The sequence below is a fragment of the Moorena sp. SIO4A1 genome (assembly GCF_010672065.1).
Lineage (GTDB): Bacteria > Cyanobacteriota > Cyanobacteriia > Cyanobacteriales > Coleofasciculaceae > Moorena.
Map to the genome: position 1 here is coordinate 55,473 of NZ_JAAHHX010000030.1, position 23,067 is coordinate 78,539.

At 43.7% G+C, this 23,067-nt stretch carries 19 protein-coding genes; 13 read left to right on the forward strand and 6 right to left on the reverse strand.

Translation table 11 applies throughout. The annotated features are described in order from the left end of the window. Positions 1-31: 31 nt before the first annotated feature. Entirely contained in the window at positions 32-1,465 is a 1,434-nt protein-coding gene (tig, locus tag F6K53_RS20270) for a trigger factor (protein WP_293071030.1), read from the reverse strand. A gap of 299 nt (positions 1,466-1,764) precedes the next feature. On the opposite strand from tig, the gene F6K53_RS20275 reads away from it, so the two are divergent. From F6K53_RS20275 to F6K53_RS20315, 9 genes are all read left to right on the forward strand, one after another. Then, entirely contained in the window at positions 1,765-1,920 is a 156-nt protein-coding gene (locus F6K53_RS20275) for a hypothetical protein (protein ID WP_293081817.1), read from the forward strand. Between the two features lie 707 nt (positions 1,921-2,627). After that, positions 2,628-3,665, forward strand: coding sequence for an aspartate-semialdehyde dehydrogenase (locus F6K53_RS20280; protein ID WP_293071032.1), 1,038 nt, complete (start codon positions 2,628-2,630; stop codon positions 3,663-3,665). 112 nt (positions 3,666-3,777) lie between these two features. Further along, the gene (dapA, locus tag F6K53_RS20285; protein ID WP_293021095.1) at positions 3,778-4,662 is read left to right on the forward strand and encodes a 4-hydroxy-tetrahydrodipicolinate synthase; all 885 of its coding nucleotides are present in this window, start codon (positions 3,778-3,780) and stop codon (positions 4,660-4,662) included. 351 nt (positions 4,663-5,013) lie between these two features. Further along, positions 5,014-6,774, forward strand: a complete 1,761-nt coding sequence (locus F6K53_RS20290) for a ribonuclease J (RefSeq protein ID WP_293021094.1) — start codon at positions 5,014-5,016, stop codon at positions 6,772-6,774. A gap of 875 nt (positions 6,775-7,649) precedes the next feature. After that, positions 7,650-8,027 (forward strand): Mo-dependent nitrogenase C-terminal domain-containing protein, encoded by a 378-nt coding sequence (locus F6K53_RS20295; protein ID WP_070394323.1) that lies wholly within the window; start codon positions 7,650-7,652, stop codon positions 8,025-8,027. Positions 8,028-8,087: 60 nt separating this feature from the next. Beyond that, positions 8,088-8,858 carry a hypothetical protein gene (locus F6K53_RS20300; RefSeq protein WP_293021092.1) on the forward strand — a complete coding sequence of 257 codons (771 nt, stop codon included), beginning with the start codon at positions 8,088-8,090 and terminating at the stop codon, positions 8,856-8,858. A 158-nt stretch (positions 8,859-9,016) separates the two neighbouring features. After that, the gene (locus F6K53_RS20305) at positions 9,017-9,268 is read left to right on the forward strand and encodes a hypothetical protein (RefSeq protein WP_075902058.1); all 252 of its coding nucleotides are present in this window, start codon (positions 9,017-9,019) and stop codon (positions 9,266-9,268) included. A gap of 54 nt (positions 9,269-9,322) precedes the next feature. Beyond that, positions 9,323-10,498: a murein transglycosylase A gene (locus F6K53_RS20310; RefSeq protein WP_293043134.1), complete on the forward strand. Its 1,176-nt coding sequence runs from the start codon at positions 9,323-9,325 to the stop codon at positions 10,496-10,498. A gap of 171 nt (positions 10,499-10,669) precedes the next feature. Continuing rightward, positions 10,670-10,888 (forward strand): hypothetical protein, encoded by a 219-nt coding sequence (locus tag F6K53_RS20315; protein WP_293071037.1) that lies wholly within the window; start codon positions 10,670-10,672, stop codon positions 10,886-10,888. Here F6K53_RS20315 and F6K53_RS20320 read toward each other — a convergent pair. After that, the gene (locus tag F6K53_RS20320) at positions 10,885-12,531 is read right to left on the reverse strand and encodes an ABC transporter substrate-binding protein (RefSeq protein ID WP_293071039.1); all 1,647 of its coding nucleotides are present in this window, start codon (positions 12,529-12,531) and stop codon (positions 10,885-10,887) included. The genes F6K53_RS20315 and F6K53_RS20320 overlap by 4 nt on opposite strands. 434 nt (positions 12,532-12,965) lie before the next feature. Between F6K53_RS20320 and F6K53_RS20325 the strand changes: the two genes are divergently transcribed. The 3 genes from F6K53_RS20325 to F6K53_RS20335 all read left to right on the forward strand — a co-directional run bounded on the left by F6K53_RS20325 (position 12,966) and on the right by F6K53_RS20335 (position 17,032). Continuing rightward, positions 12,966-14,243 carry a DUF6745 domain-containing protein gene (locus F6K53_RS20325; protein ID WP_293071041.1) on the forward strand — a complete coding sequence of 426 codons (1,278 nt, stop codon included), beginning with the start codon at positions 12,966-12,968 and terminating at the stop codon, positions 14,241-14,243. 220 nt (positions 14,244-14,463) lie between these two features. Further along, complete coding sequence (locus tag F6K53_RS20330; RefSeq protein WP_364303921.1) at positions 14,464-15,330, forward strand: RNA methyltransferase; 867 nt, start codon at positions 14,464-14,466, stop codon at positions 15,328-15,330. A gap of 232 nt (positions 15,331-15,562) precedes the next feature. Beyond that, positions 15,563-17,032 (forward strand): serine hydrolase, encoded by a 1,470-nt coding sequence (locus tag F6K53_RS20335; RefSeq protein WP_293066422.1) that lies wholly within the window; start codon positions 15,563-15,565, stop codon positions 17,030-17,032. A 32-nt stretch (positions 17,033-17,064) separates the two neighbouring features. Here F6K53_RS20335 and obgE read toward each other — a convergent pair whose 3' ends face one another. Continuing rightward, positions 17,065-18,114 (reverse strand): GTPase ObgE, encoded by a 1,050-nt coding sequence (obgE, locus tag F6K53_RS20340; protein WP_293071043.1) that lies wholly within the window; start codon positions 18,112-18,114, stop codon positions 17,065-17,067. 146 nt (positions 18,115-18,260) lie between these two features. Continuing rightward, the gene (locus tag F6K53_RS20345) at positions 18,261-18,962 is read right to left on the reverse strand and encodes a Mo-dependent nitrogenase C-terminal domain-containing protein (protein ID WP_293021081.1); all 702 of its coding nucleotides are present in this window, start codon (positions 18,960-18,962) and stop codon (positions 18,261-18,263) included. A 136-nt stretch (positions 18,963-19,098) separates the two neighbouring features. Here F6K53_RS20345 and F6K53_RS20350 point away from each other — a divergent pair, with 136 nt between their 5' ends. Further along, entirely contained in the window at positions 19,099-19,479 is a 381-nt protein-coding gene (locus F6K53_RS20350; protein WP_293071045.1) for an EamA family transporter, read from the forward strand. Positions 19,480-20,597: 1,118 nt separating this feature from the next. On the opposite strand, the gene rpsU is transcribed toward F6K53_RS20350, so the two are convergent. Then, complete coding sequence (gene rpsU, locus F6K53_RS20355; RefSeq protein ID WP_070394310.1) at positions 20,598-20,798, reverse strand: 30S ribosomal protein S21; 201 nt, start codon at positions 20,796-20,798, stop codon at positions 20,598-20,600. 688 nt (positions 20,799-21,486) lie between these two features. Continuing rightward, a complete protein-coding gene (locus tag F6K53_RS20360) occupies positions 21,487-21,786 on the reverse strand; it encodes an RNA-binding protein (protein ID WP_293071047.1) in 300 nt (99 codons plus the stop codon). Positions 21,787-23,067: the final 1,281 nt, after the last annotated feature.

A 23,067-nucleotide genomic window follows, 5' to 3' on the forward strand; every position in this document is an offset into this window, starting at 1 on the left:
GGCAGATCACCAACAAGGCCAACGCTACGATTTACTCAGAAACAGGTTCAGCTGGTACTTCAATAGTCTGGGAAGCCGCATCCGTTGTTTCTAGCTCGGTTACTGTAACGGCCGTGTCTTCTGCTTCAGTTTCTTCTTCGGTGATGGTTCCTTTGGGAACCAGCTCTATAGTAGCGTGATCTTCTAACCATTTAATGGCTTTGAGTTTGAGCAAATCGGACTCGACGAATTCCCGCAGCCGATCCGGATCTACCTCTTGACCAGCCAACTCCTTCATCAATTCTTTACTTTTCCCTTGTATTTCGGAATCTTCAACGGTTAGGGATTCACGTGTAGCTATTTCCTTAAGGGCTAGGGATTGTCGGAGGCTTTGGATGGCATCAGGACGTGATCTTTCTCGCAGCTGTGGTAGATTCTCTTCGGTAAACAGCCTTTTGACATCCATGCCCAACTGTTGCATCTGGATGGCTGTTTGGGTCAAAATTGTTTGGAGTTCCTGGTCAATTAGCGTTTCAGGCAAGTCAACTTCAACGTTTTCCAGCAGAGCGTTGATTAAAGCCTCCTCCTTGCTGGCTTGGGTTTCTTGATCAGCTTTTTCCTGAAACTCCTGCTGTAAATATTCCCGTAACTCTGCCAAGGTTTCTTTATCACTAACTTCTTGAGCGAAGTCGTCATCTAACTCTGGCAGCTCTTTTTCCTTGATTTCTTTTAGGGTGATGCTAAAGACCGATGACTTGCCAGCTAAATCTTCTAGGGGGTAATCTTCAGGAAAATTCACTGGTACTTCTTTAATCTGATCAGGATTCATACCAACGATGCCTTGAAGAATGTCCTCTAGGAACTTGCCTTCCCCAAGTTCAATTTCAAAATCCTTAGCCTCACCGTTAGGTATTACTGAGCCTTCATCCTCTTCGCTATCACCAGTAAATCGACCGACGTAATCCACCACGACCACATCTCCCATCTGGGCTGGGCGTGATTCGACTGGTACTAAGGTAGCCTGCTCAACACGCCGTTGTTCGAGAAAATTACCGACGGCATCCGGTTCAACCTTAGTTTCCTCAGCTTTCACACTTAAGCCATTGTATTCCCCTAAATTGACCACTGGTGGCACATCCACCGATGCGCTGAAGGTTAGGGGTTCTCCAGGTTTGAACTGGCTGAGCAAATCTTCTAAGGTAGAGGTTAAATTATAGTTCCCTAGTGCCTCAATTTGGGCTTGCTCAATCGCCTGCTTTAGACTACTATCGAGCAAATCTTCGATGGCAGCAGCTTTTACCTGTTGGGCACCAAGACGTTGTAGCAAAACCTGACGGGGTACCTTCCCTTGGCGAAACCCAGGAATTTTGACTGTACGGGAAAGGTTCTGTAAAACCTTTTCATAGGCTTGTTTGGTCGTTTCAGCTGGAATTTCAATTTCCAGACCAACCTGGCTAGCGGGAAGTTTTTCCTGAGTTACTTTCATTGACGCTTGGGTGTGAAGAGTTAATTGTTTAATGAGTCGGGACAATGGATAGTCAACCTGGCTGAATCAAAGATTCGACCTGGGGACTCCTATATTACTTTAGGTGTTGCCTGCTTCGACCAACAAAATTCACCAAAAAGATTTACATTGTGTCAGCCAAGGTATTTATCCACATGCACTAGTTGCCCTAGTCGGCGGTGGTTCTCATCAAAGGGTTTGGCAACAAAGTCGCAAGGGACGAATTTCTCAAGGGGTTTGAGTCAAAACGCCGATCTCCAAAGGAGTAGAGGTGAAAATTAATGGTTATCGAGTATCGATACAGATGGACAATTTCTACCTCGGATGGAACTAGACGGGAGAATCCAAAGCAATTATGGTATGCTGATTCTAACAACCAGTTAAGCGTTAAGCACATCTACCAGTTCTTTTACGGCAGTAGAGAATACTATCTATAGGTGGTTACTACAGCCTTTAAGCAAGCTCTTAGTCGATCAGAGCTTTTTAAGTGTACCTAACACGCCAGTCGATGACTCTGGCCTGAGCTTAATAGGGCAGTGTGAGGGATTAAACTCGCGCTAATTGATAAGTTTATTAATATTTGGGCATTCCAGGCATTTTATTAAGACGCCAATGGGCTATAGCGAACAGGGTAAGGGAAAGAATCAATAAGGAGGCATTATTTACAACAATATTGATAAAAAAGTGCAATAGTCCTGAAAATCAAGGCTTAAGAGCTGATTCGTAAACTCGCTGTAATCATTGTAGGATAAGGCTTGGGCTCAAATAGAACATTTGAACTATTTAATACCCAAAAGACAATCATAGCAAGGCTTTCATACTTCTTAAGATTTACTTGACGAATCAGCTCTAATATGGTCGTAATTCTTCCTTATTATCACATTTTGGATCAATTTTTATAGCGGTTACCTGCTATACAGAACCGTTATCAGAGGTTAAATACCTAGTAAGGTGAAAAAAATTTAGATACTCTTAAAGAATGCACTAGACCTCTGGCAAAAGTATTTTTTTGATACTGTTTTCGTCAATTATTGTTACTGTTTTATGTCTCCTGTATCCTATCTCCTGACAACTGTCGCGAAGTCTACTGATTAAATTATCAAAAGATTAAGTATGTTGAATTGAATGAGTGGAGGAAAGTCATTTGTCTAGTCAAGTTCGCCTTGCCATCTTAGGCGCAACTGGTGCTGTAGGTGAAGAACTACGGTTACTCTTGCAAAGCCGAAATTTCCCACTGGCTGACCTTAAGCTGTTAGCCTCACCCCGCTCTGCTGGTCGTGTCATCCCCTTTCAGGGAGAAAAGTTACGAGTGGAAGCGGTGGGAGAGCACTCTTTTGATCAGGTAGATTTGGTCTTAGCATCAGCTGGGGGGGCAACGTCGAAAGCTTGGGCGGCTATTGCTGTAGAAAGTGGTGCAGTGGTCATTGATAACTCCAGTGCCTTTCGGATGGATCCACAAGTACCTCTAGTGATTCCGGAAATCAATCCAGAGGCAGCAGCAAATCATCAAGGAATTATTGCGAATCCCAATTGCACTACGATTTTAATGGGTATGGCAGTATGGCCATTACATCAGGTACAGCCAGTAAAACGGATAGTGGTAGCTACTTATCAATCCGCTAGTGGTGCTGGAATGAAAGCAATGGAAGAATTAAAATTACAGACTCAGGCAATTTTGAAAGGAGAAACACCACCAACAGAAAGCTTTCCTTATCCCCTGGCATTTAACTTGTTCCCCCACAACTCCCCCTTAAATGAGCAGGGGTACTGTCAGGAAGAAATGAAGATGGTCAATGAAACCCGGAAAATATTTAAGGCTCCACAGTTAAAAATTAGTGCTACCTGTGTACGGGTTCCCGTACTGCGTGCTCACTCAGAAGCAGTTAACCTAGAATTTGACCAACCCATGCCAGTGGCTAAGGCAAGAGAAGTATTAGCCACTGCCCCTGGAGTAAAACTAGTAGAAGATTGGCAGGCGAACTACTTCCCTATGCCTATTGATGCGTCCGGTAATGACGAAGTACTAGTGGGTAGGATTCGACAAGACCTTTCTCACCCTTGTGGTATCGAAATTTGGTTGAGTGGAGACCAGATTCGTAAGGGTGCTGCCTTGAATGCAGTGCAAATTGCTGAGTTATTGGTAGCCAAAAATTTGCTAAAGTCCTTAGTCCCTAGTCCTTAGTCCTTTGTAGGCAGCAAAAAATCTTCTGGCACAGAAGCTAGACCAAAGAGCAATGACTAATGAATAATGGCTAATGACCAATGACCAATAATTAATGAGGAGTTAGAAAAGGGTGGTCAATTTTGGACGTGTGCTAACGGCGATGATTACGCCGTTTAGGGAAGATAGCAGCGTCAATTATGCTGTGGCAGAGCACTTAGCAGCTCATTTGGTTGACAATGGGACAGATACTTTGGTGGTATGTGGCACCACTGGGGAGTCTCCTACCCTTACTTGGGATGAAGAGTACCAGCTATTCCAAGTAGTCCAAAAAGCAGTTGCAGGTAAAGCCAAGGTAATTGCTGGAACGGGTTCAAATTCTACAAAAGAAGCGATCGCTGCTACTGAAAAAGCTGCTAAACTAGGGTTAGATGGATCATTACAAGTTGTACCGTATTACAATAAACCGCCACAGTCAGGACTATACAAACATTTCCAAGCGATCGCAAAATCGAGTCCTGACTTTCCCCTGATGCTCTACAATGTACCGGGTCGCACAGGACAAAATCTGCAACCGGAAACTATTGCTCGTTTAGCCCAAATTCCTAATATCGTAGCTGTCAAAGAGGCTACTAGCGACTTCGAACAGACTAGTCAAATTAGGCGTTTAACCCCACCGGATTTTGCCATCTATTCTGGCGATGACTCCTTTACCCTAGCCACCCTGGCACTAGGAGGATCAGGTGTAGTTAGTGTAGCCAGTCATCTGGTTGGTTCCCAAATCCAACAGATGATTCAAGCTTTTGAGGAGGGGAAAACTAGTGAGGCTACTCAAATTCACCTCAAGCTTTTTCCCTTATTTAAAGTACTCTTTTGTACTACCAATCCTATCCCGATCAAAACAGCACTAGAACTTCAAGGTTGGCAGGTGGGTAGTCTTCGCTCACCGCTGTGCGAGCTACCCTCTGAATTAAAATCCCGTTTAAAGGAGGTTCTGATTGAGCTGGATTTAATTTAAATAATTACTCATTTTGTCCCAATTCCCTTTCATCAGATCTATCTTCGCTTTGTAAGGTAGGAAAGATGACTGAATCCTTAGCGAAGACTATGTTAGGGATTGGGAGGGAGATTAGTGATATATTAATTGTTTATTGAATTTTGGCTTTCTTTATCCCTAATTTTTTACTATTATTTTAGTTTCTATTATTTTACCGTTTATTTGCTAATAATTAGTTGATCTAAAAAAGCTATACATCATTCATTCATTGCTTTATCTGTGTGATTGATTTGATCTTATATAGATCAAATCAAAGGTAATTGGGAACAGTTTTTTCATTTTTTTACTAGCAAAAAAACTCAGAGGATTCAAATGACTAAGCAAACATCTAAACCAGCTTTAAAAATTATTCCCCTAGGCGGACTCCATGAAATTGGCAAGAACACTTGTGTTTTTGAATTCAATGACGAAATCCTGCTCTTAGATGCTGGGATTGGCTTCCCTAATGATGAGATGCATGGAATTAATATCGTCCTCCCCGATATGACATATTTACGGGAAAATCGTCACAAAATCAAGGGCATGATTGTCACTCACGGTCATGAAGACCATATTGGTGGCATTCCCTATCATTTAAAGCAGTTTGATATTCCCGTGATTTATGGACCCCGCTTAGCCATGGCATTACTTCAAGGCAAGCTAGAAGAAGCTGGTGTAGCTGACCACACGGAATTGAAACGTGTAATGCCCCGTGAAACGGTACGTATCGGTTCTTCATTCCTTGTAGAATTTATTCGCAACACTCACTCGATTGCTGATAGCTTTACCATTGCCATTCATACGCCACTGGGTGTGATTATCCATACAGGTGATTTCAAAGTTGACCATACCCCTGTGGATGGAGAATTCTTCGATTTCCAAAGACTAGCGGAACATGGGGAAAAAGGGGTCTTGTGCTTGATGAGTGACTCGACTAACGCCGAAGTTCCCGGACATACTCCATCTGAACGTTCGGTTTATCCCAATCTAGAACGGGCCATTGCCCAAGCACCAGGACGAGTCCTAGTGACTACCTTTGCCTCCTCAGTTCACCGGATAAGTATAGTCCTGGATATCGCCCAAAAACAAAACCGGAAGGTGGCAATTGTGGGTCGTTCCATGCTGAATGTGATTGCCCAAGCTCGCACCTTGGGTTACATTAAATGCCCAGATGACTTGTTTGAGCCGTTAAAAGCAGTTAAAAATATAGCGCCAGAAAAAATCCTGATTCTGACAACGGGTTCTCAAGGTGAACCGCTAGCCGCAATGACTCGCATTTCTAAAGGGGAACACCGAGAAATTCAAATCCAAGCAGGGGACACAGTTGTCTTCTCTGCCAACCCCATTCCTGGTAATACAATTGCGGTGGTCAATACCATTGATCGGTTAATGAAGCTGGGAGCCAATGTTGTGTATGGTCGTAAGCATGGCATTCATGTTTCTGGTCATGGTGCTCAGGAAGACCATAAACTGATGTTGGCTCTAACACGACCAAAATTCTTTATGCCGGTTCATGGTGAACATCGGATGCTAGTTCAGCATGCCAAGATGGCTCATAGTATGGGCATCCCTGTGGAAAATACTGTGATTACCGACAATGGGGATGTGGTGGAGTTATCTGAGGACAGCATTAGTATTACAGGTAACGTCCCCTCAGGTATTGAACTGGTAGACCGCACTGGTATTGTTCATGACAATGTTATGAAAGAACGTCAGCAGTTGGCTGGAGATGGAGTAGTGACTGTAGCTGCAGCAATCAGTTGGGATGGCAAACTCCTTGCCAAGCCAGAAATTCATCTGCGGGGTGTGGTCTCACCGTTAGAAACATCCCTCCTGCAACAGTTGGTGATCAAAAGAATTGAACGGACATTAAGCGATCGCTGGTCAGATTTTGATAAATCCTTGACAGAGAAACCGACTGAAATTGATTGGGAAGGCTTGCAAAAGCAAATTGAAGCGGACCTCCAGCGTTTAGCTCGCCGGGAACTCAGGAGTCGTCCCCTGATGGTTTTCTTGCTGCAAACTCCAGAGGAACCACCAGTTAAGGTCACAGGTACACGGCGTCGGCGCTCTACTGCTAAGGTGGCATCATAAGCAGAAGGGTGAAGGTTGTTCGCCCTTGGCGTCCCTGTTGCCTTCTTTTCGTCCTTAATTCCCAACAAGACTGACTTCAACACTCAGGAAACAACTAAATGTTGAAGTCAGTCTTTTTTTTTATGACATTAGAGGCACTGATGAGTTATTCTAATCAGTGTGATGAGTTATTCTAATCAGTGTGATTACTCAATCCCTATTGCCAAATTGCCAAACTTCCGTAAGACTGACCAAGCTTGGTCATTACGGATCTTGGCAGCATATCAGTAGATGCAGTTAATTACACAGATCAGCTAATTTAACAAATACGCTAGTACACATTTAACTGATCTATTGGAATTGGTAACAGCTTTTTGGCAGTTGATGCTTAACCCTTAACAGTCAACTATGCTTTAAGCGTGCTGCTTTCAAAGCTCCGCATTTTGCCAGCTATCAGCTTTGATGCCCCTGTAGCGAAGGAGCTGACGCTGGAGTACTAAACCAAAAGCTCAGTTTATGTCCTTCGGAACTATCGCGCACCAATGGCTCCAATTGAGTAGCGTAAATGGGTATTAGCTTACCTGGTTTACACTAACTTAGTCATGTTTGTGTCGATTGACTATATATATTTAATTCGATTTTAAGATCAGCTGCTGATATCCAGCGGCGAAAAGACCCTATTCCAATAGGGATAGGGTAAGGACAAAAAAAAGGCGGTATGCCTGTAATAACCACCAAGATCGGCTCTCCTCAGGCAGAGGGGGGGGTGTTATCTTGCTCTGGCAAGATATACATAAAAATGATCCTCTGTCAATCCGGTATGAGAAAGATATCTTGTGTAGTTATATTACAGGCGACTGGATTACCGCCTACTAGTAGTATCACAGGTAAAAGACATGAGTGTATCTGATTATACAATAAGTAAGCTAATCATTACAAGCCGAGTTTGGATTAACCCAGGAACAGATTCCTCCAAGATTACAATTCCTGCCTTACTCGGCAAGACCAGGAAGACTTTTGATCTGCTGGAGTCATTACGGCAGTGGCTGAACCAAATTGAGGTTGATAACCCCAAATTAGCCCACCGTCTGTGCCGACTAATTCCAGCCCAGTGTCCTTTTGAACGGCAGATTAAACTGTTCAATCGCACTCTACTTCGGATTCCACCATTGTGTAAACTCAATCCTGTCTATGATGAAGTGGTAGCCCTGCGCTTCCGAGCACTGTCTTATCTGGCCGATGAATGTGGTGAAGATATCACCTGTTACTGCTAAAATTCCGAAACGAGAATTTTAGCTGCAGGCGTCGGGAAACCGTGCCTATTAGAAAACATCATGGCCATTATTGCCCTAAAAGCCTGGTATCTCCAGAAATACGAACCCATCAAAGAATTGGAGAAACGCCACCATGACCTGCGTTTGAGCAAAAATAGTTTGCTTAAGTCAGGCTTAAGAGCAGATTTTTTGGATGATAGCCAGGATGTGAAAAACTCTGAATGGTTTAAGCGCTACCTAGCAGGGGAAAGGGTGGATTTCTACATAGAAGGTAGTGGGGGCTATGCCATTTCCAATATTGACTTGATTTCTCACGAGATTTACTTCACGAAGCGAGAGGTAATGGCACAATTGTCGCCAATAATCTTTGTGAGTTACCAGACTGAATACAGTGCCTCTAGTGAGGCTTTGCGTAGCACCCTGTCAGATACCCTAGACACTTTTAATCAGCGATCGCGTTTACCCCTAACCCTAGAAGAATCCCGACGCCCAATTGGTCAACCAATGCGCCTGGGGAGTACCCAGATGCGCAAAATCCGCAAAAGTCTGGTATTCATTGCTGATGGAACCCCGGTGGCTGGTCTAGCAACGGAAAACAAACCGTTAGTGATCCCTAGTCCCTATGTTTGTGTGGAAATCGGCTATGCTTTAACGGCTAAGCCGACAGAACAGATTTTGCTGGTAAAGATGGAACGACCAGATTTACCAGGGCAGTTCCCTTTTGATCTGCCTAGCTACCAGCAGCTGATCTACCAAAGTCCACAGGAACTGCGCCAAATGTTGCCAACGGTGATGGAAAATTTGCTGCAACGGTTTAATTTATCAACTTAAGTAGTCTGTAAGTCTCAAGCAAAACTGGTGGATAAAGGACAAAGGACGTGTAAGGGGATTTGGTGTATTGGGAATCCCTGTGAACTTGGATCAATGACTTTTTGCCTTCCCCTTCAAGGTCGCTGATAATAGTTGGCATGGATTAAGGAGAATTTTCTATGCCAAGAACCCCAGACGAGTACGCTGTTCACATTCTTTTGTCAAGTGGTCACCGGGAAGAAGTACGGTTTGCCACAATTAAAGAGTTTCAAAAGTGGTATAGTGGCGAACTTATCCCAAAATCTAACTCTGAAGACTTCATTAGCGTACCCATTAAAAATGTTCAAGGGGAGTACATGGTTGTACGTCCTGCTCGTATCACTGCTATGCGGGTGGAACCTATTTTCTCTGGTAGCGTCGAACGTTTTTAATACAGCTTGACTGCTTTGACTGGGCAATAGCTGGTGATTGAATTCTTGGCAAGTATGAGCAAAACTCTGACTCGGATTTCCCTAACCATAGGAATAGCCCTCCTACCAATTAGTGGTGCTGCAGTTGCTAGTGTTCCGCTGCAAGCGGTTCAACTAGAAACTGTTCAGTTCAATCAGGATCCATTGGGTTTAGATGAACAGCTGTGGAAGCGTCCTGGTGCTCAGTCAGGGGACTGGCGAGTGATGTTGAGGGCGATAGACAATAGCTTGCGTTATCTGAAAACCCCTAGTGCGGCTAAAGCTTACCAAAACTATTCCGTACCAGGAGTAACTCGCGATCGCGTCCGTCGTTCTCTAGTCCGTTTTCGGCAACTGCTGATCAAGTCCCCTACTCCTCAAGCGTTGCAAACTGCTATCCAACAAGAGTTTGTCTTTTACAAGAGTGTGGGGAAGGACAATCAGGGAACTGTTGGGTTCACGGGTTATTTTGAGCCAGTGTATGCTGGGAGTCGCACACCTAGTGCTGAGTATCGCTATCCCCTTTACCGACTACCTTCTGATTTCCAACGTTGGCAAAAACCTCACCCAACCCGTGCGGCATTGGAAGGATGGGATGGTTTAGGGAAAAATAGCCCACTACGAGGGAAAGAACTAGTTTGGTTACGCGATCGCTTAGAGGCGTTTTTGATTCACGTTCAGGGTTCAGCGCGAGTTAGAATGCCGGATGGCACCTTGATGAGCGTGGGCTATGCCGGTAAGACGAGTCATCCCTACACTAGTATCGGGGGACAACTGGTTAACGATGGCAAGATCGAGCTAGAAGGACTGACCCTGCCTGCGGTGATCGATTATTTCCGCACTTCACCGACGGAACTGAGTCAATATTTACCCCGCAATAAAAGTTTTGTGTTCTTTCGCGAAACCAGGGGGGCACCTGCTACCGGTAGTCTTGGTTTGCCAGTAATGCCTGAGCGCTCGATTGCTACGGATAAATCTATCATGCCTCCAGGAGCCTTGGCCCTTATCCAAACTAGTATTCCTTATCCCAATGCTGTGGGTCAGTTGGAATCTAGGCTGGTCAGTCGCTATGTGTTGGATCAGGATACTGGTAGTGCGATTAAAGGGCCGGGTCGAGTGGATATATTTATGGGTACTGGTAAATTGGCAGGTAATCGGGCAGGGCTGATTAATGATACAGGAGAGTTGTACTATTTGTTGCTGAAAAATTAAGACCACAAAATAGTGCTCAAGCTTTAACTATAAACTTGAACTATAAAAAAAAACTTTAACTATCAAACTATACATAAAATTATACATAAAAATTTCCTCTAAAACACACCTGATCCCCTACATTACCCGTTGAAACTGAGAAGAAAGGCTAAAAAAACGAGGTAGGTCAATATGAGTCGTTCTCAAGGGTCAAACCAAAATTCTTTCAGTGAGCTTGATGTGGTTGCTGTGATGTTTTTCAGTTCTTTTGTACTTGGCTTTATTCCTATTAATATTGCTTTTCACCAAAACCTACCAGTTAATGAGGATTTTGTCAATCCAACAGAAGTAGAACTTTGGGGGGTTGAACTTTCCCCCGGCTTAAAGCACGGGGGCAGCCAGTTAACCTAATTTCCCTTATCAATCTCCCACAGTGGCAATTGTTGAATTGGGTCTAACTGGACATTCTTTAACCCTGACTGGGCAAAAGCATATTCCTTTGGTTGCCATAACGGTATTAAGGGTACATCCTTTGCTAACAGTTCTTGGATCTCAGCAAAAATCTGCTTTCGGGCGGCTGGATCTGATTCCTGACGCTGTTGCTGAATCAGTTCATTCATGCGATCGCTATAATAAAACGACCCCTGAGAGCGACTGGCTCCAGCTTCACACCCTTTCCCAAGGGAACCTTTAGTACAACTGACTAAGGGCTGAATAAAGTTATCGGGGTCAGAAAAGTCAGGATACCAATCGACTAAGGCACTCTGATAAACTCCCTTACCTAGATTGCCAAAGAAATTCGCTGACTCCACAGTTTGGGGCTGGATTTCCACAATTCCCCCAAGTTCCTGGGCAGCATATTCTTTCAGAAGACTGGCAAGTTGTTGTCGGGTTGCTGAACCTGAGGAATACCAAATTTCTAATGTCAACGGATTGTCTTTAGTAAATCCCGCTTTGGCTAGCAGTTCTTTGGCTTTGGCAATATTACCGTCACCGTAGGCGTCTTTAAAGGTTGGCTTGGAAACATCAAAGCTAGTGGGAATGATACTAAAGGCTGGTGCAGCTTGGTTTCTTAGCACCCGTTCGTTGATCAGTTTACGATTAACAATCGCAGCGATCGCTTGTCTGACTTCTGGTTTATCCAACGGTGCCATCTGGGTATTGAGCACCATGTAGTTAATATTATTGCTGGGAGATTCTATGACTTGCCAACCCCCAGATGCTGCTCCTTTTTGCAAACTGAGGATTTGATCGGGATCTAAACTTTGATAACCAATGTCTACAGCACCAGTTTTGATGGAATTGAATAAATTAGCGGAATTGGTGAGGATTTGAACGTTTAATCCCTGATTGGCAGGTTTTTTACCCCAATAGTCTTCAAACACATCTAGGCGAATCCCATTAGGACTAAACTTGACTAGTTTATAAGGACCAGTGCCTACAAATTTGGTCGGTTGAAATTTACCACTACCAATTTCATAGGCATTGGGAGAAACAGCACAAGTTCCAGAGAAAGCTAACAGTGCTGGAAAGGCAGCGAAGGGATTTTTGAGTTTAATCGTCAGTTCGTATTCTCCAGAGGGTTCAATCGAATCTACCAAACCTTCGAGTAGAGAAGAGGGCTTGCCACCATTTTCGATAAACCGACGCAAGGAAAATGCCATGGCTTCAGCGTTAAATGGGGTGTTATCATGAAAGACTACACCTTGGCGTAGGGGAATGGTGTAAGTTAAGCCATCCTTGCTGATGGTAGGCATAGCAGTTGCCAGTTGTGGCACTAATTCTGAGGTACCCAGCTTGTAGGTATAAAGGCGATCGCCTAAGCTGTAATGGATGTTACTAGCTGCTAGTTCGTAGGCATCGGCTGGATCGAGGGTTCTCGGTTTTAGGGTAGTACCGATAGTGAGTCTATTACTGTTACTGCTGCTGGATGAGCCTGTCTGTTGATTGCTAGGAGAACCACCACAACTAATAATTAGGAAGCAGCTACAGAGGAATAAAGCTAGAAATTTGGTAGTTGAACAGTGTTTGCGGGATAGGGGAAAGCAGTTCATGCTTAGGTAATTTTGATGAGCTACAAGTAATTTATTATCGTAGCTATCTTAAGACCCCTTGCCAAAAATATAGCGTTTTAGAATACAGCGATGATTGATCGAGAGGGGGGTTCTTCCGTAATTAGTATGCTAATTTAGCCTAAAAAATCAACTATCAAAATATCAAAGCTATATAACGTAGTAGGTTTATTTAATGTAATTTAGCAGTTTAGCATAACAGGTACCGAAGAGCCATATTAGTTAATCCTCAATCCTAAGTAGTCAAACACAAGCTTATAGCTTATAGCTGTTCGCGTAGCGTGCGCGTAGCGCATTACCTGACAGCTGACTAATTTGTGAAGAATTGTTACAAAAAAACAGACTTTAGCATAAAAACACCCAGCTTAACCTGAATAACTAATTAGATCCCATAACTCGTAGCTAACTAGCGTTGGATGAAAACACTCCCCCACTTACTAAACTCAGCACTCAGCACTCAGCACTCAGCACTCAGCACTATTCTCAAATCGGGATTTAATCGGAATATCAAACACAGGTATGGCGATATGTGGCAACCCAACATCAAACATCTTACCCCAGAGCAAGAGACTTTAATTTCAAATTATCAAGAAAAATGGTACAATTTATCTTTATTGACTGGAGCCGTTGATCGTCACGAAGCAACATTAGCCATAAACGCTGCCTATACAGCCATTGGCAAACCAGTACCAGATATTGTTTTTTGTGATAGCCCTTACGGTTTTTTTAAAATTCTCCTCAATCAACTCCAGCAACACATTGACAGCCAACTAAAGAGTCAACTCCAGCCAAGACTGGAGAGTCAATTAATCAATCAACTACGGCAACATCTCAACACCCAACTCGGCAAAGAACTCCAACAAGAGCTACTCTACCAACTCGGGCGAAAGCTTAACATTAAACGGATTAGCCGTCAACTTGAAGAGAAACTGTGGCAACCCTTGGACACTTCCATGGGAACCCAACTACACAGGCAATTGCAAAACCAATTGTTATATGAACTAGATACCTCAACAGTTAGTCAACAGCGAATTCGACTGGGCTTGCAAGTACTTGAACAACTTGGGACTGAATTGAGACTATTCATGTCACCCTTATACTGGAGTATTGACAGTAGTCGGTTTGACTTTTATATTTCCGTCCTAAATTGCCCTCACCATCAAACCACATGGGAAATATTCCAATCCCTAGTCAAACACTGTAGTTGGATGTTCCCATTTGAAAAAATCTGCTTCGTTTGCGATCGCCCAACCAAGCTCTCATTTGACACTCAACACCGCCTTCATAGAGAAGGACAGCCAGCCATGGAATTTGCTGATGGTTTCAGCTTATACTCCTATCACGGCGTGACGCTACCAGAAAAATACGGGACAGTCAACCCCAACCAGTGGCAAGCAGGGTGGCTTTTAGAAGAACCCAACGCTGAACTTAGGCGAGTCCTCATTGAAGGAATTGGTTACGCCCGAATTTGCCAAGACCTAGAAGCACAGGGATTGGATTCCTGGCAAGAATACACCCTATTAAAAATTAATAACGATATCGATATCGAGCCAATTTTTCTACTCAAGATGACTTGTCCTAGCACCAACTTTGTTCACATTATGCGAGTGCCGCCTCATGTAGAATCAGCCCGTGAGGCAATTCGCTGGGTAAATTGGGATACTGATCCAGAGGAATTTTTAGTCCAGACTTGAGTCCAACTCACGTTAATATCAAGTGGTTAATAGCAAAGTTGCCCTCAAAGATAGCACCATGTCTTGATGCAGTCCCTTCCCCATCAGCAGGGAAAAGAGGAAGCAGGACTGAAGCAGCGACTCTACCTGTAGGGTGCCTTAATAACGCACCCTATACCATCAGCGTGTTTGTTGCCCAGTTTTGCCTAAGTCCTGAACTTGCACAAATGGTGCAACTGTTTTGTGGTTGAAGGTTACCCTTCAACCTACCCGACAAGGGACGCCTGGGCAAGAACAACCTTCAACCTTGAAAATGTATATGGGAGTCAGGATTGTTTTAGTAGAACCCGCTGGTCCATTGAATGTGGGTTCTGTAGCGCGAGTGATCAAAAATATGGGGTTATCCCAGCTGGTGCTAGTGAATCCTCAGTGTGACCATCTCAGCCAAGAAGCACAGCAGATGGCAGTGCACGGGGTAGATATCTTAGAAAAAGCCCAAGTGGTAGCAACCATACCAGATGGCTTAGTCGGGTGTCAAAGAGCGATCGCAACCACTGCTCGTAGCCGCGCCATCCCCACTACTCTCGAACATCCCAGAACCGCCTTACCCTGGTTATTGTCAGCTGGCGTAACCTCTGCCCTGATTTTTGGCCCTGAATCTAGGGGATTGAGCAATGATGAACTCAATCATGCTCAGCGGTTTGTCCGGATTCCCACTAGTTCCACCTATCCAGTCTTAAACCTAGCCCAAGCCGTAACAGTTTGCTGTTATGAACTTTATCAATATCAACTTTATCAAAGTACACAGCAGCCATCACCGGTCCCAAGTCAACCCTTATCCCCCGCTCCCCCCTACCAAGATTCTGCTCTTTTGGACCAGATAGAACGCTACTCTAAGCATCTAGAAGCCTTATTATTGAACATTGGTTATCTTTATCCCCATACCAAAGCAGCACGGATGGAAAAGCTGCGACGTCTATTAAACCGAGCAACCCCTACCACAGAAGAGATCAACATGCTCAGAGGAATGCTCCGCCAGGTAGAATGGGCGCTACAATTTTTACCAAAGTCTGGGGTAGATGATCCATCAAAACCAAACCAGTCCTAAAATAGGCTTGCATAGGTTCTATTGGAGGTTTGATAGATGGGCGCTTCAACTGTTGGTACTAGATCAAAACTCTGTAATCGGAACACTCACGAAAAACTGAAAGCGAAGTTTGATACTGCTATATCCATTAAAGTTCTCTCCCTTATCATTAGACCATACTCAGAAAATTCCGAGAACTAGCCGATTTTTTCGGGTTTTATGTATCTGGTTAACCTCAGCCTAAGATTCAGCAGTGGAAAAACAACAGAAACCAACCTCCTCCCGCCGCCGCCCGCGTCGCCACCTTAGTAAACAGCCACAAACTAAGGAGATTAAACCCTCCAAATCCCAACCAAAACAGAAAGCGCGCCGCCAAAGCTCATCCGCAAAATCACATAAATCTCGGTCAACTCCGCCACCTACCCCGCGTACCCGTGCTCGTCTATCCCGTTCACCAAACTCTTCTACAATTCCCTCCAGTCAATCCCAGCTGAGGGTAGCATACCGAACACCCCAGTTACCAAACCTTCGTAGAAGACTCAATCCCTTTGCTACACGAGCGTCCTCATCCTTGCCCACCATAACCAATTCTCGTAATCCAATTCGGCAACGTCCTCAGCCAGAATTAGTTGCTGATTTATCCCCTAAATCCTCCAAAACAAGCCAACTAAAAGCTAGACTACCCCTCCCAACCCCCAATCACCAATCTGTACAAATTCGGAGAACTCGCCGAGAGCGCCGTTCCGAAAACTCCTCTACCAGGCTATGGATTTTGATTATCCGTTTGCTGATTGTAGGAATTGGTCTCGGAGCGATCGCAGGTACCGTATTATCGAGCTTGGGTACTGCTAGCCAACCATCTACCAAAACCACAGACAATGCTCCAATTGAAGTCCAGCAGACTTTGAGTCAGACAATTAGTTCTCAATTGACACCCCTGCTGCTCAACAAATCTCCCTTACAAAAACAAATTCAAACTCTAGTAAAGCAACACCCCCAATTGCAACCCGGAATCTTCATCCATGATCTCGATACCGGTGCTTTCCTAGAATCAAATAGCCGTCTCATTTTTCCTGCTGCTAGCACCATTAAGTTACCAATTCTAATTGCTTTCTTTCAGGATGTAGATGCAGGCAAAGTTTTCTTAGATGAATATATAACCATGAAACCAGAGATGATTGCTGGTGGTTCTGGAAACATGCAATATCAAAAACCAGGCAAACAGTACAAAGCTCTGGAAGTAGCCACCAAAATGATCACCATTAGTGATAACACTGCTACGAATATGCTGATTGAACGTCTTGGTGGCATCGAAGTTCTCAATCAACGATTCCGCTCTTGGGGTTTGAAAAAAACTGTACTGCGCAACCCCCTACCAGATTTGCCAGGAACAAACACCACTAGCCCAAGAGAACTGGCTAGTTTGATTTTTCACCTTGAGCAAGGTAAGTGGATTTCTCCCCAATCTCGTACTGACCTGATCGATATCATGATCCAAACTAAGACCAACACACTATTACCCCAAGGACTAGGTAATGGTGCCACCATTGCCCATAAAACTGGCACCCTTGGCCGACTTCTGGCCGATGTAGGTTTAGTAAAAATGCCCAACGGCAAGCGTTACATTATCAGCGTAATGGTCAAACGCCCCTTTAATGATGCCAGTGCCGAAAAACTGATTCGCACCATTTCTCGACAAGCCTATGACTACTTGAATAATTAGCAATTTATAATTAGTTATTTATTAATTACCGGTTAAACCTTGAAAGTTGACTGTTGAAGGTTGACTGCTGCCTTTGAGCAATCTGCTACTGACAACTGATCTAGAGATTGCCAGATTTTCGATAACAAAGCATCCAAGCCGATTTTAGCAACAGCTGAAATTGAAAAAACTGGTACCTGAGTAAGCTGATTTAGGTAAGTAGACACCTCATCGATCATGTCTTGATCAACCGCATCTACCTTATTAAGGGCAAGAATTTGGGGACGTTCTGGCAATTCTCTGCCATAGGCTTGTAACTCCTGTTGAATGGTTTGATAATCAGCAATCGGGTCAGCAGCAGTAATATCAATCAAATGCAGTAACAACCGAGTGCGTTCGATATGACGTAGGAAGTCGTGACCCAGACCAATACCTTGATGAGCTCCAGCAATCAACCCAGGAATGTCAGCAAATACAGTACCATCCCCAGTTGGTTTACGAACCACACCTAAATTCGGAATCAAAGTGGTAAAGGGGTAATTGGCTATCTTGGGTCGTGCCGCTGACAGTGCTGAAATCAGAGTAGACTTACCAGCATTAGGTAGACCAATAATGCCTACTTCCGCCAGTAACTTCAACTCCAAGCGTAACCTCAGTTGCTCTCCAGGTAGTCCAGGTAACGCATGCTCTGGTGCGCGATTGTGATTACTCAGGAAATGCCGATTTCCCAAACCTCCTTTACCGCCTTTGGCAATACAAAGCATTTGCTGAGGTTTCACCAAATCCCCCAGCATTTCTCCCGTGTCAGCATTGTAGACAACCGTGCCACAGGGAACTTCAATAATGCGATCGCTACCATTTTTTCCCGTCCGATTATTAGGGCCTCCCCGACCCCCATTCTCAGCTCGAAAGCAATGGGCGTATTTGAAATCTAGCAATGTTTGCAGGTGCTCGATAGCATTGAAAATCACGCTACCCCCCCGACCACCATTACCCCCCGCCGGTCCTCCAGCAGGAACATACTTTTCCCGCCGAAACGCCACAATTCCATCGCCCCCGTTACCAGCTACAACTTCAATTTCTGCTTGGTCGATAAATTGCATAATTAGTTTTTAGTCCTTAGTGCTTAGGTCTTAGTCCTTAGTGTTTTCTTGACATCAGTCAGTTGAACCGATTACCCTTAATTAATCTAACTACTAATGACCAATGACTAATGACTAATGACTAATCACCAATCACCAATCACCACTTATAAATATGCTGAAACATCTTCACCACAATCATCGGCTAAATAAGATAAAGCCCGGAAGCGCAAGCCGACTAACTGATCATAGAGAGGATTAAGCTTACACATCGGTGGGATGTGGACGATTTTGTGATTAAATAGCTTCACGTCCCGTTCAAACGGACACTGAGAAGGAATCAGTTTACACATAAATCGAGCGACCCGTGGGTCATTAACATCCATACCATCTAACCAATCCCGCATTGGCTGTAGAATATCCGAATGGGGATGGTCAGAACTTCCTGGTTCTTGAGCTAAGGCATCAGCAGAATCGCTTTGCTCAGTTGCCTTACCGTCATAAAGAGTTACCTGCAGTGATTCAAGAGCCTCAACCTTATGACCTAGCGCTTCACAGAACTGGTGTAGAACATCAGCTTCAGTCGCAGAGTACACCCCATCTGCCAAGGCTACCATTACAGCAGTTCGTAGAAAATTCTCTGCCGTTGTGTTATCCTTACCTAAAGCTGCTGCCAGTTCTTCAGGAGTAATGGGTTTATCAAAAGACTGCAAATCAGTGCCAGGAGCCAATGTCTCTTGGGTGATTTGAGCCATAACCTCTTGTTCTTCTGGGTCAAAGTGACCATCAGCCCAGGCAACGGCAAATAAACCCCGCAGCCAAGCTGAAATCTGTTCTTCGGTGTAGGTAGCAGTGCTGGAAGTAGCCATAAATACTTAAAATCAATCTCCTAACACTATTTTAGGAGCAATCACAATAACTAATCGCTCCATAAGGTTGAAGCCTATAACATCAAAATAGCAATCGGATTAAGAAGCATCGACCACTTATAATTCTGAGATATTCGTGACTCTAGCAGAATTTAGTCTTTTCTTAATGTCAGTCCTAACCAGTGCTACTGGACAGTTCTTGCTCAAAACTGGAGCCGAAAAGCTGGATAAAGTTAACGCTAGCAATTGGCTAGATCAGATATTCAGTATACCCAAGACCCCAGAAATTATAGCAGGGCTAAGTTGTTATGGTTTAGGGGCACTGGCATACATTTTGTTGCTGACGCGGGTAAATCTCAGCGTTGCTGGTCCTTCAGTATCCTTGACTTACGTCTTCTCCGTACTGATGGGCTATTTTTTCTTTAAGGAAACCATCCCCGCTAGCCGTGCCGTGGGGTTGGGTTTGATTATCTGCGGTGTAATGTTGGTAATTTGGAAAAAATCAGTTAGTAATTAGTCATTTGTAAAGACTATGGATGTAAGCCTCTTGTTTACCCAGCTTTTTTAGGGGGGTAATAGGGGCATACCATGCCACCATACAAGCCTTTTACCTACTCAGGACTTACCCACTCAGATCTGTAAAATCAGATCTGTAAAACTGCTGTAATTCCCTATTCCCGGTTCTTTCCAGAGCCGAAGTTCCAGGGTAAGCGCAAGAAAAAAAGGTTCGAAATAAGCATCTAGGCCGAAGTTACCCGTTCATTTGTACTACTATGCTAGTTAAAGTCTCACAACTATTTCTTTTCCTATAACGTGAGTCCGTCAGCATATCCTAAGTGTTACCTTGGGCGTTGGCAACTGAGCTCAATCTTGCCCCCGTAAGACTTGCGGCTAACTACCTACTCAGTAATCGACCTTACTGAGAGTACCTATGGGGGTTACTTCGTTCCTGATAACCATTATTTGGACTTTTAAGATGGTACTATTCACCGGAAGTGTTGTTGGGAATCGATAGTTGGGAGACAAACCAGCTATCCAGAATCTTCTTTGACTTTTGTCTGTGGCGTATCAATCCATTTCGCCACACCCTTGTCACGATGATTCAACATACCTTTCTCTCGTATCCATGAGTCCCTTGCCTGTTACTAACTTCACCTGGATTGGTTCGGCTTCACTATTCGACCCCTGCGTTCATCTATAGACTTGTTAGTTTCTATAAATGGGGGTAGGGCTGTCACTCCGATTCCGGGAGGGTTGGATTTACACCAACATGGTTATCAAGTTGTCAAGGTTCATATAAGCCTTGCGGCTAGTTCCCCGAACCCTAGTGGGTAAGGTTTATAGCCAACGAATCGCACTGTCTCCTCAAGGGTGGGGTTTTCACCCACATCCGCAAAACAGTTAGGATTTTTGAGGATTTTCCTCACGAATCCCCTTACTCATACCCCTCTAGAAACTAGAGGGGTATGAGTAAGAAAGAGCCGCACTAGTGTTCATAATCCAAGGTTGTTTTGGGTAATGGGTAACGGGAATAGGCAACCGGTAATCGGTAATGGTACAGGAGTAATCGCACTCTGACAACTCCAACACCGATTGCTATAGAAAAGTTAAGCAGGGGACTAAAGCCCTACCCTGCTAGAACCGTCTTCGACGGTTTCGGAGTCTTCGACGTTCCCGATGTCTCGCAATTTCTTTACGTTTGCGTTTTTGTGCAAATGTCTCAAAATGACGATTCTTTTTCATATCGGCAAAGATGCCAGCTTGGGAGACTTTTCGCTTAAATCGACGTAGGGCTGACTCTAAGTGCTCATTTTCACCAACCACCACTTGGGTCATTCAATGTCCTCCTGTTTTGATCGCTTCCGTGGTCGAATAACAAGTCATCATTCATCCCATAAGTACAGGACAGGGCAAACCTCTGATTGACTGACAAAACTCCTACAACTGACGGAAGGTGTTGGCATCTGGCCAGTTTTTAAAACGAATGGCTGATATCTCAAGTCCGTTGAAAATCATAATCTTGCACCTGGATAGCCTGCACTCGTCTATGGCAAGGAAATCGGAATCAAGCCTGCCAAAAGCAGGCTCTCAAATCCTTATTTTTTCCTTACTCCTTGTCAAGTGGACTGTGATGGTTTACCTCCACGCTTCAGCCTGGAGAGTTTGCTACAATATCTCCCTTAAAACTAACTTTAGCTATGAGCCGTGGAATTAATGATATTGTTGGTTAACTCACACACTACAACTAGTGTGATTCTCGATCTGAACACTGCCTATTTGGGTTTTCCTACTCTAGGTCTTAAACGTTCATACTTGTCTGAATCAAAGAGTTTGAGATGCCTTCAATCCACTTATAGACAGCAATCCTACGCACACTAGTATCTTCCAACTAGAGTTTGGGTTTCCTTTACCCTACCAGGATTACTCCCTAAATTATGATGCGCAGCGTAGATTTTGACAGGGGGAAAACCCCTGCCCTGCGTTCAGATCTCAGAATTGGGTTTTGATTTGGATCAAAGCGAGCTTAGTAGCGACGAGAGAAGTTATCACCTCTGCGACCGCCCCCAAATGAGTTTCTTTTTTCGCGAGGCTTGGCTTTATTGACTTTGAGTTCGCGCCCCATCCATTCAGCTCCATCAAGGTCTTCAATGGCCTTCGCTTCTTCCTCCTCTGTGTTCATTTCCACAAAAGCAAAGCCCCTGAAGCGACCTGTTTCGCGATCGGTGGGCATGTGAATTCGCTTGATTTGACCATATTCTTCAAACACAGATTTCAGATCCTCTTCTGTCACCTCACGTGCAAGGTTACCAACGTAGACAGACATACAATATCTCCAAAATTTGATTTATGTAGAGATAGAAATTTCGGAGGCATGCTTAGCAATATGAAACAGAAGAAACCTGTCAACACTGAAAACAAAAACTGCAACCGATACCTATACTCGTCTTTTATGATAACATAGACAGTAAGGTGATTAACGTCCTACTCGGGTTGTGCAATTAAGCTATTGTGCATTTTCATTGCATAGTTGCCAGTTTTGAAAAAACTTTTCATACCCACTCCCCCATTTCTGCCTCCCCCCTCACAGCTGTTTTATTCTAGCCGCAAATCTGGATAAACCAGGGAAGGTGACCGAATTTGGGACTGAGCTTTTGACGGACGCTATCAGTATGTCGCTGATCAGCCCATTTGGTGATAACCCAATGCTTATCAGTAGTCGAACCAAAGTTTTTATAGCTATGTAAATTTTTGTAAATTTTTATCCCATCTAGTTGGAGCAACGATGGGATATTTTTTAGCATTTCTTAATGTAGCACCGTTTATTTTTGAACGAACTTAATATATTAATTTATTTATAAATAAATTAATATATTATCCTGGCTTATAATCCTAAGTATAAATACTCAGGATTAGTCAACGATTTGCGATTAGCCCTTCGGGCGGCGTAAGCCCCATGGCAAAATTCCCAAAATTCGTAATCTTTTAGAACTACACAATGTAGTGCGGAATGTGCGTCATAAAGTAATATCAATTCTTCAAAGGTAGACTACAGATGCAGATGGGGAGATGAGGAGATGGAGAGATGAGGAGATGGGGAGATGAAATTGATGTTTAGCTATAATTTCTCGAATTGGTATAACTTGATTGATGAAGGCAAAAGCTAAAAGCAATCCCAGCATTAGCGCCCTTATCAAGGGAGGCAAGCAAAAGACAATTTTTTATAAAAATTATCAAAAGTATTTTTTATCTATTATTTATACCGCAATTATACGGAATTTTTACGAAATTTTAAATTAAAAATTAATATAAAAAATCATAACTATTTCGTCAAATATTTTCAAAAATTAACACCTCTACTTTAGAATATAAAAAATCAGCAAAAAACAATCCAGGCCATTAAAAATAGCTGAAATCAAAAACTTTAATCTAAAAATCAAGGTTAAGCTGTGTTCTTTTTCGCTTTTTTAGGGTGAGAATGGCTTTGTTGCATAAAGAGTATGAGTTGAGTGAGATAATCTATAGAGAGAAAAATAGAGCTTCCCCTTAGCCATGACAGAAGCAACCGCCAAGACCAAATATAAGATATTGAATTGGAGTAAGTACA